Genomic DNA, 12,368 nt, shown 5'->3' on the forward strand with positions numbered 1-12,368 from the left:
GCCACCTTGAATTTTGTAAATCCCATCCAAATTTCGGATATATGCAATGAAAACTGGTAAAGAACTGAAACCCGGTACAGTGATCCGTCTCGAAAACGACCCTTGGCTGGTTCAGAAAGCTGAGTTCACCAAGTCTGGTCGTAACAGCGCAATCATGAAGACCAAGCTGAAGAACCTGCTGACCGGTTACAAGACCGAGATCGTTTACAGCGCCGACGACAAACTGGACGACGTGATCCTCGACCGCAAAGAAGCGACCCTGTCCTTCATCAGCGGCGACACCTACACGTTCATGGACACCACTGACTACACCATGTACGAGCTGAACGCTGAAGACATCGAAGCCGTTCTGCCGTTCGTGGAAGAAGGCATGACCGACGTTTGCGAAGCAATCTTCTTCGAAGACCGTCTGGTTTCCGTAGAGCTGCCGACTACCATCGTGCGTAAAGTTGCCTACACCGAAGGTTCCGCTCGCGGCGACACTTCGGGCAAGGTCATGAAGCCGGCCAAGCTGGCTAACGGTACCGAGCTGCAAGTAGCCGATTTCATCGAAATCGACGACCTGATCGAGATCGACACCCGCGAAGGCGGTTCGTACAAAGGTCGCGCCAAGAAGTAATTCTGGCCCCGCCGATACGAAAAAAACCCGACTCTGAGTCGGGTTTTTTTATGGGCGCCGTTTAGGTCAGACGGTGACGTGCAGGCGCACATCCACATTGCCGCGGGTGGCGTTGGAGTACGGGCACACCTGGTGTGCCGCGTCGACCAGGCTTTGCGCGTCGTCCTGAGCCAGGCCTGGCAGGCTGATGTGCAGGTCGATGTCCAAGCCAAAACCACCGGGGATTTGACCGATGCCCACATGGGCCGTGATCGAAGCGTCATCCGGGATTTTGCGTTTGGTCTGGCTGGCGACGAATTTCAGTGCACCGATAAAGCACGCCGAGTAGCCGGCCGCGAACAGTTGCTCTGGGTTGGTCGCCTGGCCACCGGCACCGCCCAGTTCCTTGGGGGTGGAGAGTTTGACGTCGAGGATATTGTCGCTGGAAACCGCACGACCATCACGGCCGCCGGTGGCGGTGGCTACTGCGGTGTAGAGAGTTTGCATGGTGTCGTCCTCTTGGTTTAATTGCGCAAAATGTTTGCGCGCTAAGTAGTTGGTGAGGCGAATGTATAGCGCTAATGTTTTGCGCGCAAGATAAATTTGCAAATTATTTCCAGAAACCACGTGAACCCAATGTGTGTGTAAAAGCGGGCTTGCTCGCGAATGCGGCCTGCCAGCTACTAATCAAGTGACTGACCCACCGCATTCGCGAGCAAGCCCGCTCCCACACAAGGCAGCTCCCACATTTGGCTGCTGGGTGGCTGGTCTACAGTGTCAGACGTTGGCTTGCAGGTTGCTGCGCAGCGCAATCAGATCGGCCTGCAATTTGCGCAACTGCGCCAACTCCAGGCCGCTGGCACCGAGGATGCACTGCGGAATGCCCATGGCCTTGTCCTGCAAGGCGCGCCCGGCGTCGGTCAGTTCCACCACCACCACCCGTTCATCCTCACGGCTGCGTGTGCGGCTCAGCAATCCCTCGGCTTCCAGGCGCTTGAGCAGGGGCGTGAGGGAGCCGGGATCAGTCAGCAGGCGGCTGCTGATTTCGCCGACGGTCAATCCATCCTCTTCCCACAGCACCATCATGGCCAGGTATTGCGGATAGGTCAGGCCAAGGGCTTGCAGCATTGGCTTGTAAACCTTGGTCATCAGCAGCGAGGTGGAGTGCAGGGCGAAGCACAGCTGGTTATCCAGCAGCAGGGATTCGCACGGGGCGGGATTTTTGCTCATGGCGGTGCCTTAAAAAAACATGTCTGGGCTGGAATCTAGCGGGCGAATGTTTAATGCGCCAGATAATTCTGCCCAGGCAGTCAGATCAAGCCGCTTTGCAGCGCCAGGTCCCAGGGCGGTACCGGGCTGAAACGGGTTTTCAGGTATTCCAGCAATAATCGGCTGCGCGCGTTGGGCTGTTGTTCCAGGCGCAGCGCATAGATCCCGGTGGTCTCCGGGCTCGGCAAGCCGCCTTCACAAAACAGCGGTACGAGTTCGCCACGCACCAGATATTCGCTGGCCAGCCAGGTGGGCAGGTGTGCGATGCCCAATCCGGCCAGGGCACCGGAGAGCAGGGCTTCGGCATTGTTCGCACTCATGCGGATGCGCTGCGGGCGATAGGTCGCGCGGCGCCCATCCAGCTCGAAACGCCAGGCGAATATGGGGGCCAGGCCATCCCAGTCGAGCCCGTCATGGTCACTCAATTCGCGGGGGTGGGTCGGCGTACCGCGGTTTTTCAGGTAGGCCGGGCTGGCACAGGCGATACGCACGATACTGGCGAGGGGCGTGGCGATCAGCCGGGTGTCGACGATATGCCCGGCACGCAGCACCAGGTCGACCTTGCCCAAGTGCGCACCCTGCATGTCCACAAAGCTGTCGATCAGGTGCAGGTGCACATCCAGCCCGGGGTACACATTCAGGAAGTCCGCAATCACCGGCGCCAGATGCCGACGCCCAAACGCCGCCGGCGCATCCACCCGAATCAGGCCTTCCGGTGCATGGCTCAGGGACACCGCTTCGGCCCGGGCCAGTTGCAACTCGCTGACAATCCGCCGCGCCCGCTCGGCAAACGCCAGGCCCGCCGGGGTGGGTACCACGGCGTGGGTGCTGCGCTGGAACAGGCGGCTGCCCACCGAGCTTTCCAGGCTGTCGATACGCCGCGCCACCGCCGAGGGCGTCAATGGATGGCGGCGTGCGGCGGCGGAGAAACTGCCGGTCTCCAGCACATCGAGAAACAGGCTCAGTTGGTCAGTCAGGATATTTGGATTCATGGTGAGCGCTTATGCGAGATCGGCACAGCCATTGTGCGTTGCTATGCGTTTCCGTGCCATAGCCGACTGCGTAGCATGGAGGTCTTGGGATTGTGGAGTGGCGAGCGGTGTTGGATTTAGCGATGTACCTGGTATTGGGCGTGGCCTTGGGCACCGTGGGTGGTCTGTTCGGCATTGGTGGCGGGCTGATTGCCATCCCGGTGCTGGGGGTGTTTTTCGGCCTGGACCAGCAGATCGCCCAAGGCACGGCCTTGGTGATGGTGGTACCCAACGTGATGCTGGCGCTGTGGCGGTACCATCAACGCAACCGCATTCAACTGCGCCATGCGCTGCCGCTGGGGATCATGGGCTTCAGCTTTGCGTGGCTGGGTTCGATCTGGGCGGTGGGCCTGGATGCCGGGGCGATGCGCCTCGGTTTTATCGCCTTCCTGTTGGCACTGTCGGCCTACAACCTGTTGCGCATGTTCACACGCAACGCGCCGCCGAGTGCCGAGATGCGCTACAGCTGGCCATGGCTCGGTGTCCTGGGCGCGGCGTCCGGGTCCATGGGCGGTCTGTTTGGTGTGGGCGGCGCGGTGATTGCGACGCCTGTGTTGACTAGCCTGTTCGGCACCTCCCAGGTCGTCGCCCAAGGGTTGTCCCTGGCCCTGGCATTGCCCAGCACCGGCGTGACCCTGGTGACCTACGCCTGGCACCAGGAGGTGGATTGGTTGATCGGCGTGCCTCTGGCGGTGGGGGGGCTGCTCAGCATCAGTTGGGGGGTGAAAGTCGCCCACGCCATGCCGGAACGGCTGCTGCGCGGGCTGTTCTGCGGTTTCCTGGTGGTGTGTGCGGTGATGTTGATGTTTAAAGTTTGAAACCTTCGATGATGTACTCGGCCAGGCATTCGGTGATGGGCGAGGCCATCAGCGGGTTACGCAGCAAGTGCAGATTCATCGACGGCAAGGGTGGGAATCCTTCTTCGTTGCCGAGCACGCGAAGGTCCTCGGTCACTAGGCTTTCCATGCTGATCATCACCGCCAGGCCGGCGCTTACCACTGCCTGGATCGCCGCGCCATTGGTGCTGTGGTAGGCCAGGCGATAATCGCGCCCGGCGACTTCCAGGGCGGAGCGGGCCCATTGGGTGTACAGGCAATCGCCGCCGGAAACCGCCAGGGGCAAGGTGTCGTGCTCATCCGTGCAAAAGCAGGGGGCGGCGGCCCAGACCATACGTTCGGTGCGCAGCAGTTCCCCCATTTCATTACCCGGCTCGCGGCTGATCACGGTCAATGCCAGGTCCCGGCGCTGCATCAGCACCGTCGACGATTCGCAGTGCATTTCGATCTGGATCAGCGGATAGGCCTTGGAAAACGGCTTGAGAATCCCCGGCAGGAAGCGCATCACGTAGTCGTCCGGTGTGCCGATGCGCACCAGTCCGACCATATGCGGCTCGCGCAGGGTGTTGAACACCTCGCTGTGCAGCTTGAGGATGCGCCGCGCATAGCCCAGCAGCACTTGGCCCTCCGGCGTCAGCCGCACCTGCCGGCCATCGCGCTCGAACAACTTGCGCTGCAACACGTCTTCTTCGAGGCGCTTCATTTGCATGCTCACCGCCGACTGGGTGCGGTTTACGTGCTCGCCGGCACGGGTGAATCCGCCCTGCTCGGCGATGGCGACGAAGGTGCGCAGCACTTCAGTGTCGATGCTTGGGTAGGCGGACAATTGATCAATCTCTGAGATGTATTGCATAAGAAACATTCGTTGGATTGATCATAAGGCCGGGCACACACTTGCGCCATCCCCAAGGGAGGGCGAGAAGATGAAAGGTCAAAAAGGTTTTGTGCTGATGGCGAAGCGACCCTTTTGCGGTGTGCTGAACGCACTGCACCGTTGGCAGGAACGCCAGGTATTGGCGAGTTTGAGCGATGACGCGCTCAAGGATATTGGTCTCAGTCGCGCCGACGTTGAGCGCGAGCGCCGTCTGCACGACTGGCAAGACCCGCTGCGAAAATGACCGTGGATGCAGTAGGGTAAGGGGGCGCCCACACGGAGAGTCCCATGCCCGCCGACCTATCGTTTTCACTCAAGCAAGCTCGACGCATGGCACTGGCCGCCCAGGGATTTTCCGGGCGCCAGGCGCCTGCACAGATCAAGCCCGCGCACCTCAACCGCTTGATCGAGCGCCTCGGTGTGTTACAGATCGATTCGGTCAACGCCGTGGTGCGCTCCCATTACCTGCCGCTGTTCTCCCGCTTGGGCAGTTACTCCCCGTCGCTGCTTGAGCAAGCGGCCTGGAGCCAGGGGCGCCGCCGTTCACTCTTTGAATACTGGGGGCATGAGGCCTCACTGCTGCCGATGGCGCTGTATCCATTGTTGCGCTGGCGCATGCAGCGGGCGCAGCAAGGGCAGGGGATTTACGCGCAGATGGCGCGTTTCGGGCGGGAGCAACAGGCGATCATCCAGCGCGTGCTCAAGACGGTCGAACAGCAGGGCGCCGTCGGCGCGGGCAGTTTGTCCACCCGCGAAGAGCGCGCTGGCCCATGGTGGGACTGGAGTGACGAAAAGCACGCGCTGGAATGGCTGTTCGCCGCCGGGCTGGTCACGGTTGCCGGTCGGCGCGGGTTTGAGCGTCTCTATGATTTGCCGGAGCGCGTCATTCCCGGCGAGATCCTGCAAGCGACTGTCGGCGAAGCCGAAGCCCAGCGCGGCTTGCTGCTGCACAGCGCCACCGCACTCGGTGTGGGCACCGAAAAAGACCTGCGCGATTACTTCCGCCTGGACCCCACCGACAGCCGCCATCGTCTGGCCGAACTGGTGGAAGACGGCCAATTGCTCGTCTGCCAGGTGCAGGGCTGGAAACAACCGGCGTACTGCCTGCCCGAGTCGAAAGTCCCCGGCAAGCTCTCGGCCAGTGCTTTGCTGTCGCCGTTCGACTCGCTGATCTGGGAGCGCAGCCGCACCGAGCGGCTGTTTGATTTCCGTTATCGATTGGAGATTTACACGCCCCAGCAGAAGCGGGTGTACGGTTACTACGTGCTGCCGTTTTTGCACAACGAGCGGATTGCTGCGCGTGTTGACCTGCGTGCCGAACGCGCCAATGGTCGGTTGGCGGTGCATGCGGTGCATGAAGAAGAGCCGGGGCTGGATGAGCAGGGGATGTTGGCGCTGGCGCTGAACTTGCGGCAGATGGCGGATTGGCTGGGGCTGGAGCGGGTGCAGTTGAATTGCCAGCGGGCGAGTGCGGTGCGGTTGAGGGCGGCAATGATCAGTATAAGTGCGGGCCTCTAGGGCCTCTTCGCGGGCAAGCCCGCTTCCACAGTTGAGCGTGTTCACAAATCAAAATGTGGGAGCGGGCGTGCCCGCGAAGGCGTCAGCCCAGGCAACTAAAATCTCAGCGCTTGACCTGCTTCAAGGTCTCGGCAATCAAAAAAGCCAACTCCAACGACTGGTCCGCATTCATCCGCGGATCACAGTGGGTGTGATAACGGTCCGACAACCCGTCTTCGGTAATCGGCCGTGCACCACCGATGCATTCGGTGACGTTCTGCCCGGTCATCTCGATATGAATCCCGCCGGCATAACTGCCCTCGGCCTGATGCACCTGGAAGAACTCCTTCACTTCGCCAAGGATCTGCGCAAAGTCGCGGGTCTTGTAGCCGCTGCTGGCCTTGATGGTGTTGCCGTGCATCGGGTCGGAACTCCACAGCACCTGCTTGCCCTCGCGCTGTACGGCGCGGATGAGGTTTGGCAGGTGGTCGCCGACCTTGCCGGCGCCCATACGCGCGATCAGGTTGAGGCGGCCGGGGTCGTTGTCCGGGTTGAGGATGTCGATCAGGCGGATCAGGTCGTCGGGGTTCATGCTCGGGCCGACCTTGACCCCAATCGGGTTGTTCACGCCGCGCAGGAACTCGACATGGGCGCCGTCCAGCTGGCGGGTGCGGTCGCCGATCCAGAGCATGTGGGCCGAGCAGTCGTAGTAGTCGTTGGTCAGGCTGTCGCGGCGTACGAAGGCTTGCTCGTAGTTGAGCAGCAGCGCTTCGTGGGCGGTGAAGAAGCTGGTTTCGCGCAGTTGCGGCGAACTGTCCATGCCACAGGCACGCATGAACGCCAGGGTTTCGTCGATGCGGTCGGCCAGTTGGCTGTATTTTTCCGCCAGGGCGGAGTTGGCGATGAAGTCCAGGTTCCACTTGTGCACCTGGTGCAGGTCGGCGAAACCGCCTTGGGCAAACGCGCGCAACAAATTGAGGGTGGCGGTGGACTGGTGGTAGGACTGCAGCAGGCGGTCCGGGTCCGGCACACGGCTTTTTTCGTCGAAGCCGATACCGTTGACGATGTCGCCCCGGTAGGCGGGCAGGGTGATGCCGTCGATGGTTTCATCGTTGGCCGAGCGCGGCTTGGCGAACTGGCCGGCCATGCGCCCGACTTTCACCACCGGGCAGCCGGCGGCGAAGGTCATCACGATGGCCATTTGCAGCAGCACCTTGAAGGTGTCGCGGATTTTCGCGGCAGAGAACTCGGCGAAGCTTTCGGCGCAGTCGCCGCCCTGCAGCAGGAAGGCGCGGCCCTGGGTCACTTCGGCAAACTGACGGCGCAACTCGCGGGCTTCCCCGGCAAACACCAGCGGCGGGTAGCTGGCCAGGTTCTGCTCCACTTGCAGCAAGTGTGCAGCGTCCGGGTACTGGGGTTGTTGCTGGATCGGCAGGGCGCGCCAGCTGTCGGGGCTCCAGGGTTGGCTCATCTTGAACTCGATTGGCTGATTGACGGTGGGCGCCAATGTTATCAGCAATTAGTGCGTGACCTGTTGCCGCCGGTTGGCCGACAATCGCGCCTTTGCCGTGTAGCCAAGCCTTTAGGAGTAGTGATGAGCGAGGAGCGTGTCGAGCGCCTGCTGGCCGAAGTCCATGATGACTTCGGCATGATCCGTGTGCTCGAAGTGGCCGATTACCGGTTTCTCGAATTTGGCGACGCCATTGAGCAAAGCTGCGTGTTCACGGCCGACCCGAGCTGGCTGGAATACGACTACACCCGCGCAATGCTGATTGGCGCGTTGTGCCATGAACAGCCGGAGAGTGCGCTGTTCCTTGGTTTGGGCGCGGGTACGCTGACCCAGGCATGTCTCAAGTTCTTACCGCTGGAAGATGTGGAAGCCATTGAGCTGCGCCCCGATGTGCCGCGTCTGGCCATCGAGTACCTGGGGCTGGACGACGATCCGCGTCTGTACATCCGCATCGGCGACGCTTTGCAACTGCTGGAGACCGCTGAGTCGGCCGATCTGATTTTCGTCGACCTGTATACCGATGTTGGCCCCGGCGTCGGACACCTGGCCTGGACCTTCCTGGAAAATTGCCAGAAGAAGCTCAACCCTGGCGGCTGGCTGGTGATCAACCAGTGGGCCACCGATGATGGCAAGCCGCTGGGCGCGGCATTGTTGCGTGGCTTGTACCACCGGCATTATTGGGAACTGCCGGTGAAGGAGGGCAATGTGATTTTGCTGGTGCCTTCGGAGTTGGACCAGCTATTGGACATGCAGGCGCTGTCGGCCCGTGCCGAGGCCCTGGCGCCGCGGTTGGGGTACTCGTTGCAGGCGTTGATCAAGGCGATCCGGCCGGCGACTTAGGTGTGTGTGCCGACGCCTTCGCGGGCAAGCCCGCTCCCACATTCAACCGCATTCCAAAGGATGTACGCGGTTAAGTGTAGGAGCTGGCTTGCCCGCGAAGAGGCCATCACTGTCGGCAACTAAATACCTTTAAACACCCCGGGCCGCTTCTCGATCATCGCTTTCACACCTTCCTTGGCATCTTCGCTGTTGAGCAGTTTATCCACCATCGGCGGCAACGCCTGCGCCGCCACGGCTTCGCCTTCCATCCGCGCCAGGCGTGCCGACATCAATGTCGCCTGTACACCCAGTGGCGCCTGGCGCGCAATACGATTGGCCAACTCGATGGCGCGTGGCAGCAAGTCTTCGCTGGCCATCACTTCCTGCACCAGGCCCAGGCGCAACGCTTCATGGGCGTCGAACTCATCCCCGGTGAGCAACCAGCGCATCGCGTTGCCCCAACCGGCGATCTGCGGGAAGCGCAATGTCGCGCCGCCAAACGGAAAGATCCCACGCTGTACTTCCATCTGCGCAAAGCGCGTATTGCTTGCGCACAGGTTGATGTCGGCCGCCAACATCAGCTCGATCCCGATAGTCAGGCAGTAACCCTGGGCGGCAACGATCACGGGTTTGCCCACCCGTGGGCCGGCGAACACGCCCCAGGGATCACATCCCCCCAGCGGCGGTTGCCAGCCGCCAGCCATCACCGCGCTGACATTCGCCAGGTCGAGGCCGGCGGTGAAGTGGTCGCCGTGGGCAAACACCACGGCGACCCGCGCATCGTCATTTCGATCAAATTCGCCATAAGCCAGGCTCAGCTCGTTGAGCAAATCCAGGTCAAAGGCGTTGCGTTTCGCCACCCGATCCAGGCCCAAGAGCAAGACATGGCCCTGGAGTGCACGGCTGACGCGACTGCTGCTGGCTTGATTCATCGGGTGTGCCCTCGGGCGCAAGCTAGGTTTCGGACCAAAGGCTCTTGGTGGTTGGGTGAACCGTTTAAGCGTTATGACCAACAGGGCCGGGCCTTTGAAAAATAGACCCTGTGGGAGTTATCTGCAAAGACTGTGACACGCTGCGGTTTATCGGTGCTTTGCGATAAAAAAAGCTCCCTTTTTCAGGTATTTCCGGTATAGTGCGCGCCGGCCTTTAACCGGGCCGCGTTTAGGTAGCGCAATTCCCCGAAGTCAGCTTCGGCTGCACGTCCGCACAGCGGACTCTTCCTTGACGAATCTTTTTTCTTTCATTCGTTTTCGCAAATCCCCGCCGACAAAGCAGCCAGGGCGACTCTTGAGTCTCAACACGGCATGCGCAGCTTTGGAGCATGGGTCTTTGCGGATGCACTTAGAGGCAGACCCATGACCCAGGAAACCGGCGGCTTCGCCGCTTTTAATCTGAACCCGAATATCCTTGCAGCCGTCGCAGCGACTGGCTACGAAGAGCCTTCGGCGATTCAGCAGCAATCGATCCCGATCATCATGGCCGGCAAGGACATGATTGGCCAGGCGCAAACCGGTACTGGTAAAACCGCCGCGTTCGCCCTGCCTATCCTGCACTGCATCGATCCTGCCAAGCGCGAACCGCAAGCCCTGATCCTGGCGCCAACCCGTGAGTTGGCGCTGCAAGTAGCAACCGCTTTCGAAACCTACGCCAAGCAAATGCCAGGCGTAACCGTTGTGGCCGTTTACGGCGGCGCGCCTATGGGCCCACAACTGAAAGCAATCCGTAATGGCGCACAGATCGTTGTCGCCACGCCGGGTCGTCTGTGCGACCACCTGCGTCGTGACGAAAAAGTCCTGTCGACCGTGAACCACCTGGTTCTCGACGAAGCTGACGAAATGTTGAAGCTGGGCTTCATGGATGACCTGGAAGTCATCTTCAAGGCGCTGCCACCGACCCGTCAGACCGTACTGTTCTCGGCTACCCTGCCACAGTCGATCCGCGCCATTGCCGAGCGTCACCTGCGTGACCCAGAGCACGTGAAGATCCAGACCAAGACTCAGACCGTTACCGCGATCGAACAGGCTCACCTGTTGGTTCACGCTGACCAGAAGACCTCGGCTGTATTGAGCCTGCTGGAAGTCGAAGACTTCGACGCCCTGATCATGTTCGTGCGTACCAAGCAAGCGACCCTGGACCTGGCCAGTGCCCTGGAAGCCAAAGGCTACAAAGCCGCTGCGCTGAACGGTGACATCGCCCAGAACCAACGTGAGCGCGTGATCGACTCCCTCAAGGATGGCCGTCTGGACATCGTTGTAGCGACCGACGTTGCCGCTCGTGGTCTCGACGTTCCACGTATCACCCACGTGTTCAACGTTGACATGCCTTACGATCCAGAGTCCTACGTTCACCGTATCGGCCGTACCGGCCGTGCGGGTCGCGAAGGTCGTGCACTGCTGCTGGTGACTCCACGTGAGCGCCGCATGCTGCAAGTGATCGAGCGTGTGACCGGTCAGAAAGTTGCCGAAGTCCGCCTGCCGGACGCCCAGGCTGTCCTGGATGCGCGCATCAAGAAACTGACCAACAGCCTGGCACCACTGGTGGCTGACGCTGAATCGACCCACGGCGACCTGCTGGACCGCCTGACCGCCGATATCGGTTGCACCCCTCGTGCCCTGGCTGCAGCTCTGCTGCGCAAAGCGACCAACGGTCAAGCCCTGACCCTGGCTGCCATCGAGAAAGAACGTCCACTGGTTCCGAACAGCGCGCCACGCGGTGATCGTCCAGAACGTTCCGGCGACCGTCCAGACCGTGGTGATCGTGAGCGTCGCGCTCCGGTTCCATTGGCTGAAGGTCGTGCTCGTTGCCGTACCGCGCTGGGCGCGCGTGATGGTATCGCGGCCAAGAACCTGCTGGGCGCTATCCTCAATGAGGGTGGCCTGGCGCGTGAAGCCATCGGTCGCATCCAGGTCCGTGACAGCTTCTCCCTGGTGGAGCTGCCGGAAGATGGTCTGGAAAAACTGCTGGCCAAGCTGAAAGACACTCGCGTTGCCGGTAAGCAGCTGAAGCTGCGTCGCTACCGCGAAGATTGATCCGCCCCTGGGCTGATTGATCGCACATAAAAAATCCCCGACTGGTTCGGGGATTTTTTTTGCCTGCTCGATTTAGGGTCAACCGCCGCTCCCACATTGTGATCGGTGTCAGCCAAACCGGTAGATGTCCATGCCCAAGGCACCCATGGTGAAGCCCTGGTGCGCGATGCTGAAATCCCCGCCGGCGCCGCGCGCGAAGTACAGCGGCAACAGGTGCTCATCACTCGGATGGCTAAGTACTGCATGCGGTGCCTGGCGCCGATAATCATGCAGTGCGGCCTCATCGTTGGCGGCCAGCTTTTCCACCATCCAATCGCGAAACTCCCGTGCCCACGGCTCGATGCTTTCCGGCCCGGCGTGCCAGTCCAGCTCACCCAGGTTGTGAGTGATGCTGCCCGAGCCGATCAACAGCACGCCTTGCCCGCGCAAGCCGGCGAGGGCATGTCCGACCCGCGTCTGCAGGGCAGGGCCCATGCGGCTGGGCAACGATACCTGCACCACCGGAATGTCTGCTGCGGGGTACATCAGCGACAGCGGCACCCAGGTGCCGTGGTCGAAAGGGCGGCGCTCATCGATACGTGCATTCAGGCCGTCGGCGTGCAGCAATTCGACAATTTCGCCGGCCAGCTGCGGGTCGCCCGGTGCCGGGTACTGCACCGCGAACAGTTCGCGGGGGAAGCCACCGAAGTCATGCCAGGTTTCTGGTGCGGCGCTGCCGCTGACCAGCAGTTCCTGGCTTTCCCAGTGTGCCGAGACCACGACAATCGCCTTCGGACGCGGCATTTCGCCAGCCAGGCGCTGAAGGGCAGGGCCGCTGGCGCCGGGTTGCAGGGCGAGCATGGGCGAACCGTGGGAGATAAACAGGCTGGGGAACATAAGTAGGGTCCTGAGCGTTAACATGGAGC

Annotated in this window: 13 protein-coding genes; 6 read left to right on the forward strand and 7 right to left on the reverse strand. The window is 61.3% G+C overall.

The window, feature by feature from the left end; genetic code table 11:
• Positions 1–46 precede the first annotated feature (46 nt).
• Positions 47–619, forward strand: a complete 573-nt coding sequence (locus tag LIY36_RS08395) for an elongation factor P (RefSeq protein ID WP_192298744.1) — start codon at positions 47–49, stop codon at positions 617–619.
• A gap of 66 nt (positions 620–685) precedes the next feature.
• On the opposite strand, the gene LIY36_RS08400 is transcribed toward LIY36_RS08395, so the two are convergent.
• The 3 genes from LIY36_RS08400 to LIY36_RS08410 all read right to left on the reverse strand — a co-directional run bounded on the left by LIY36_RS08400 (position 686) and on the right by LIY36_RS08410 (position 2,859).
• Positions 686–1,105, reverse strand: coding sequence for an organic hydroperoxide resistance protein (locus LIY36_RS08400; protein WP_010176159.1), 420 nt, complete (start codon positions 1,103–1,105; stop codon positions 686–688).
• Positions 1,106–1,375: 270 nt separating this feature from the next.
• A complete protein-coding gene (locus LIY36_RS08405; protein WP_226455395.1) occupies positions 1,376–1,828 on the reverse strand; it encodes a MarR family winged helix-turn-helix transcriptional regulator in 453 nt (150 codons plus the stop codon).
• Positions 1,829–1,908: 80 nt separating this feature from the next.
• A complete protein-coding gene (locus LIY36_RS08410) occupies positions 1,909–2,859 on the reverse strand; it encodes a LysR family transcriptional regulator (protein ID WP_192298746.1) in 951 nt (316 codons plus the stop codon).
• A 107-nt stretch (positions 2,860–2,966) separates the two neighbouring features.
• On the opposite strand from LIY36_RS08410, the gene LIY36_RS08415 reads away from it, so the two are divergent.
• The gene (locus LIY36_RS08415; RefSeq protein WP_226455396.1) at positions 2,967–3,716 is read left to right on the forward strand and encodes a sulfite exporter TauE/SafE family protein; all 750 of its coding nucleotides are present in this window, start codon (positions 2,967–2,969) and stop codon (positions 3,714–3,716) included.
• On the opposite strand, the gene LIY36_RS08420 is transcribed toward LIY36_RS08415, so the two are convergent.
• Positions 3,706–4,587, reverse strand: a complete 882-nt coding sequence (locus LIY36_RS08420) for a LysR family transcriptional regulator (RefSeq protein WP_192298748.1) — start codon at positions 4,585–4,587, stop codon at positions 3,706–3,708. The two genes, LIY36_RS08415 and LIY36_RS08420, sit on opposite strands and share 11 nt — an antisense overlap.
• 70 nt (positions 4,588–4,657) lie before the next feature.
• Here LIY36_RS08420 and LIY36_RS08425 point away from each other — a divergent pair, with 70 nt between their 5' ends.
• Together LIY36_RS08425 and LIY36_RS08430 are read left to right on the forward strand one after the other, a co-directional pair.
• Positions 4,658–4,852, forward strand: coding sequence for a DUF1127 domain-containing protein (locus tag LIY36_RS08425; RefSeq protein WP_226455397.1), 195 nt, complete (start codon positions 4,658–4,660; stop codon positions 4,850–4,852).
• 44 nt (positions 4,853–4,896) lie between these two features.
• Positions 4,897–6,126 (forward strand): winged helix-turn-helix domain-containing protein, encoded by a 1,230-nt coding sequence (locus tag LIY36_RS08430; protein WP_226455398.1) that lies wholly within the window; start codon positions 4,897–4,899, stop codon positions 6,124–6,126.
• A gap of 103 nt (positions 6,127–6,229) precedes the next feature.
• On the opposite strand, the gene LIY36_RS08435 is transcribed toward LIY36_RS08430, so the two are convergent.
• Positions 6,230–7,576, reverse strand: coding sequence for a class II 3-deoxy-7-phosphoheptulonate synthase (locus LIY36_RS08435; protein WP_122759419.1), 1,347 nt, complete (start codon positions 7,574–7,576; stop codon positions 6,230–6,232).
• 123 nt (positions 7,577–7,699) lie between these two features.
• On the opposite strand from LIY36_RS08435, the gene LIY36_RS08440 reads away from it, so the two are divergent.
• Entirely contained in the window at positions 7,700–8,455 is a 756-nt protein-coding gene (locus LIY36_RS08440; protein ID WP_192298752.1) for a spermidine synthase, read from the forward strand.
• 119 nt (positions 8,456–8,574) lie between these two features.
• Here the strand turns inward: LIY36_RS08440 and LIY36_RS08445 are convergent, their stop codons facing one another.
• Positions 8,575–9,366 carry a crotonase/enoyl-CoA hydratase family protein gene (locus LIY36_RS08445; RefSeq protein WP_192298753.1) on the reverse strand — a complete coding sequence of 264 codons (792 nt, stop codon included), beginning with the start codon at positions 9,364–9,366 and terminating at the stop codon, positions 8,575–8,577.
• Between the two features lie 423 nt (positions 9,367–9,789).
• Between LIY36_RS08445 and LIY36_RS08450 the strand changes: the two genes are divergently transcribed.
• Entirely contained in the window at positions 9,790–11,463 is a 1,674-nt protein-coding gene (locus tag LIY36_RS08450) for a DEAD/DEAH box helicase (protein WP_192298754.1), read from the forward strand.
• 108 nt (positions 11,464–11,571) lie between these two features.
• Here the strand turns inward: LIY36_RS08450 and LIY36_RS08455 are convergent, their stop codons facing one another.
• Positions 11,572–12,339: a DODA-type extradiol aromatic ring-opening family dioxygenase gene (locus LIY36_RS08455; protein WP_226455399.1), complete on the reverse strand. Its 768-nt coding sequence runs from the start codon at positions 12,337–12,339 to the stop codon at positions 11,572–11,574.
• Positions 12,340–12,368 lie beyond the last annotated feature (29 nt).

It is taken from the genome of Pseudomonas sp. AF03-9, assembly GCF_020515815.1.
Classification (GTDB): Bacteria; Pseudomonadota; Gammaproteobacteria; order Pseudomonadales; family Pseudomonadaceae; genus Aquipseudomonas.

Bases quoted from the DNA above. Each gene is read 5' to 3' on its own strand.
- LIY36_RS08395 (WP_192298744.1), top strand. From the start codon at position 47: ATGAAAACTGGTAAAGAACTGAAACCCGGTACAGTGATCCGTCTCGAA.
- LIY36_RS08400 (WP_010176159.1), bottom strand. From the start codon at position 1,105: ATGCAAACTCTCTACACCGCAGTAGCCACCGCCACCGGCGGCCGTGAT.
- LIY36_RS08405 (WP_226455395.1), bottom strand. From the start codon at position 1,828: ATGAGCAAAAATCCCGCCCCGTGCGAATCCCTGCTGCTGGATAACCAG.
- LIY36_RS08410 (WP_192298746.1), bottom strand. From the start codon at position 2,859: ATGAATCCAAATATCCTGACTGACCAACTGAGCCTGTTTCTCGATGTG.
- LIY36_RS08420 (WP_192298748.1), bottom strand. From the start codon at position 4,587: ATGCAATACATCTCAGAGATTGATCAATTGTCCGCCTACCCAAGCATC.
- LIY36_RS08425 (WP_226455397.1), top strand. From the start codon at position 4,658: ATGAAAGGTCAAAAAGGTTTTGTGCTGATGGCGAAGCGACCCTTTTGC.
- LIY36_RS08430 (WP_226455398.1), top strand. From the start codon at position 4,897: ATGCCCGCCGACCTATCGTTTTCACTCAAGCAAGCTCGACGCATGGCA.
- LIY36_RS08435 (WP_122759419.1), bottom strand. From the start codon at position 7,576: ATGAGCCAACCCTGGAGCCCCGACAGCTGGCGCGCCCTGCCGATCCAG.
- LIY36_RS08440 (WP_192298752.1), top strand. From the start codon at position 7,700: ATGAGCGAGGAGCGTGTCGAGCGCCTGCTGGCCGAAGTCCATGATGAC.
- LIY36_RS08445 (WP_192298753.1), bottom strand. From the start codon at position 9,366: ATGAATCAAGCCAGCAGCAGTCGCGTCAGCCGTGCACTCCAGGGCCAT.
- LIY36_RS08450 (WP_192298754.1), top strand. From the start codon at position 9,790: ATGACCCAGGAAACCGGCGGCTTCGCCGCTTTTAATCTGAACCCGAAT.
- LIY36_RS08455 (WP_226455399.1), bottom strand. From the start codon at position 12,339: ATGTTCCCCAGCCTGTTTATCTCCCACGGTTCGCCCATGCTCGCCCTG.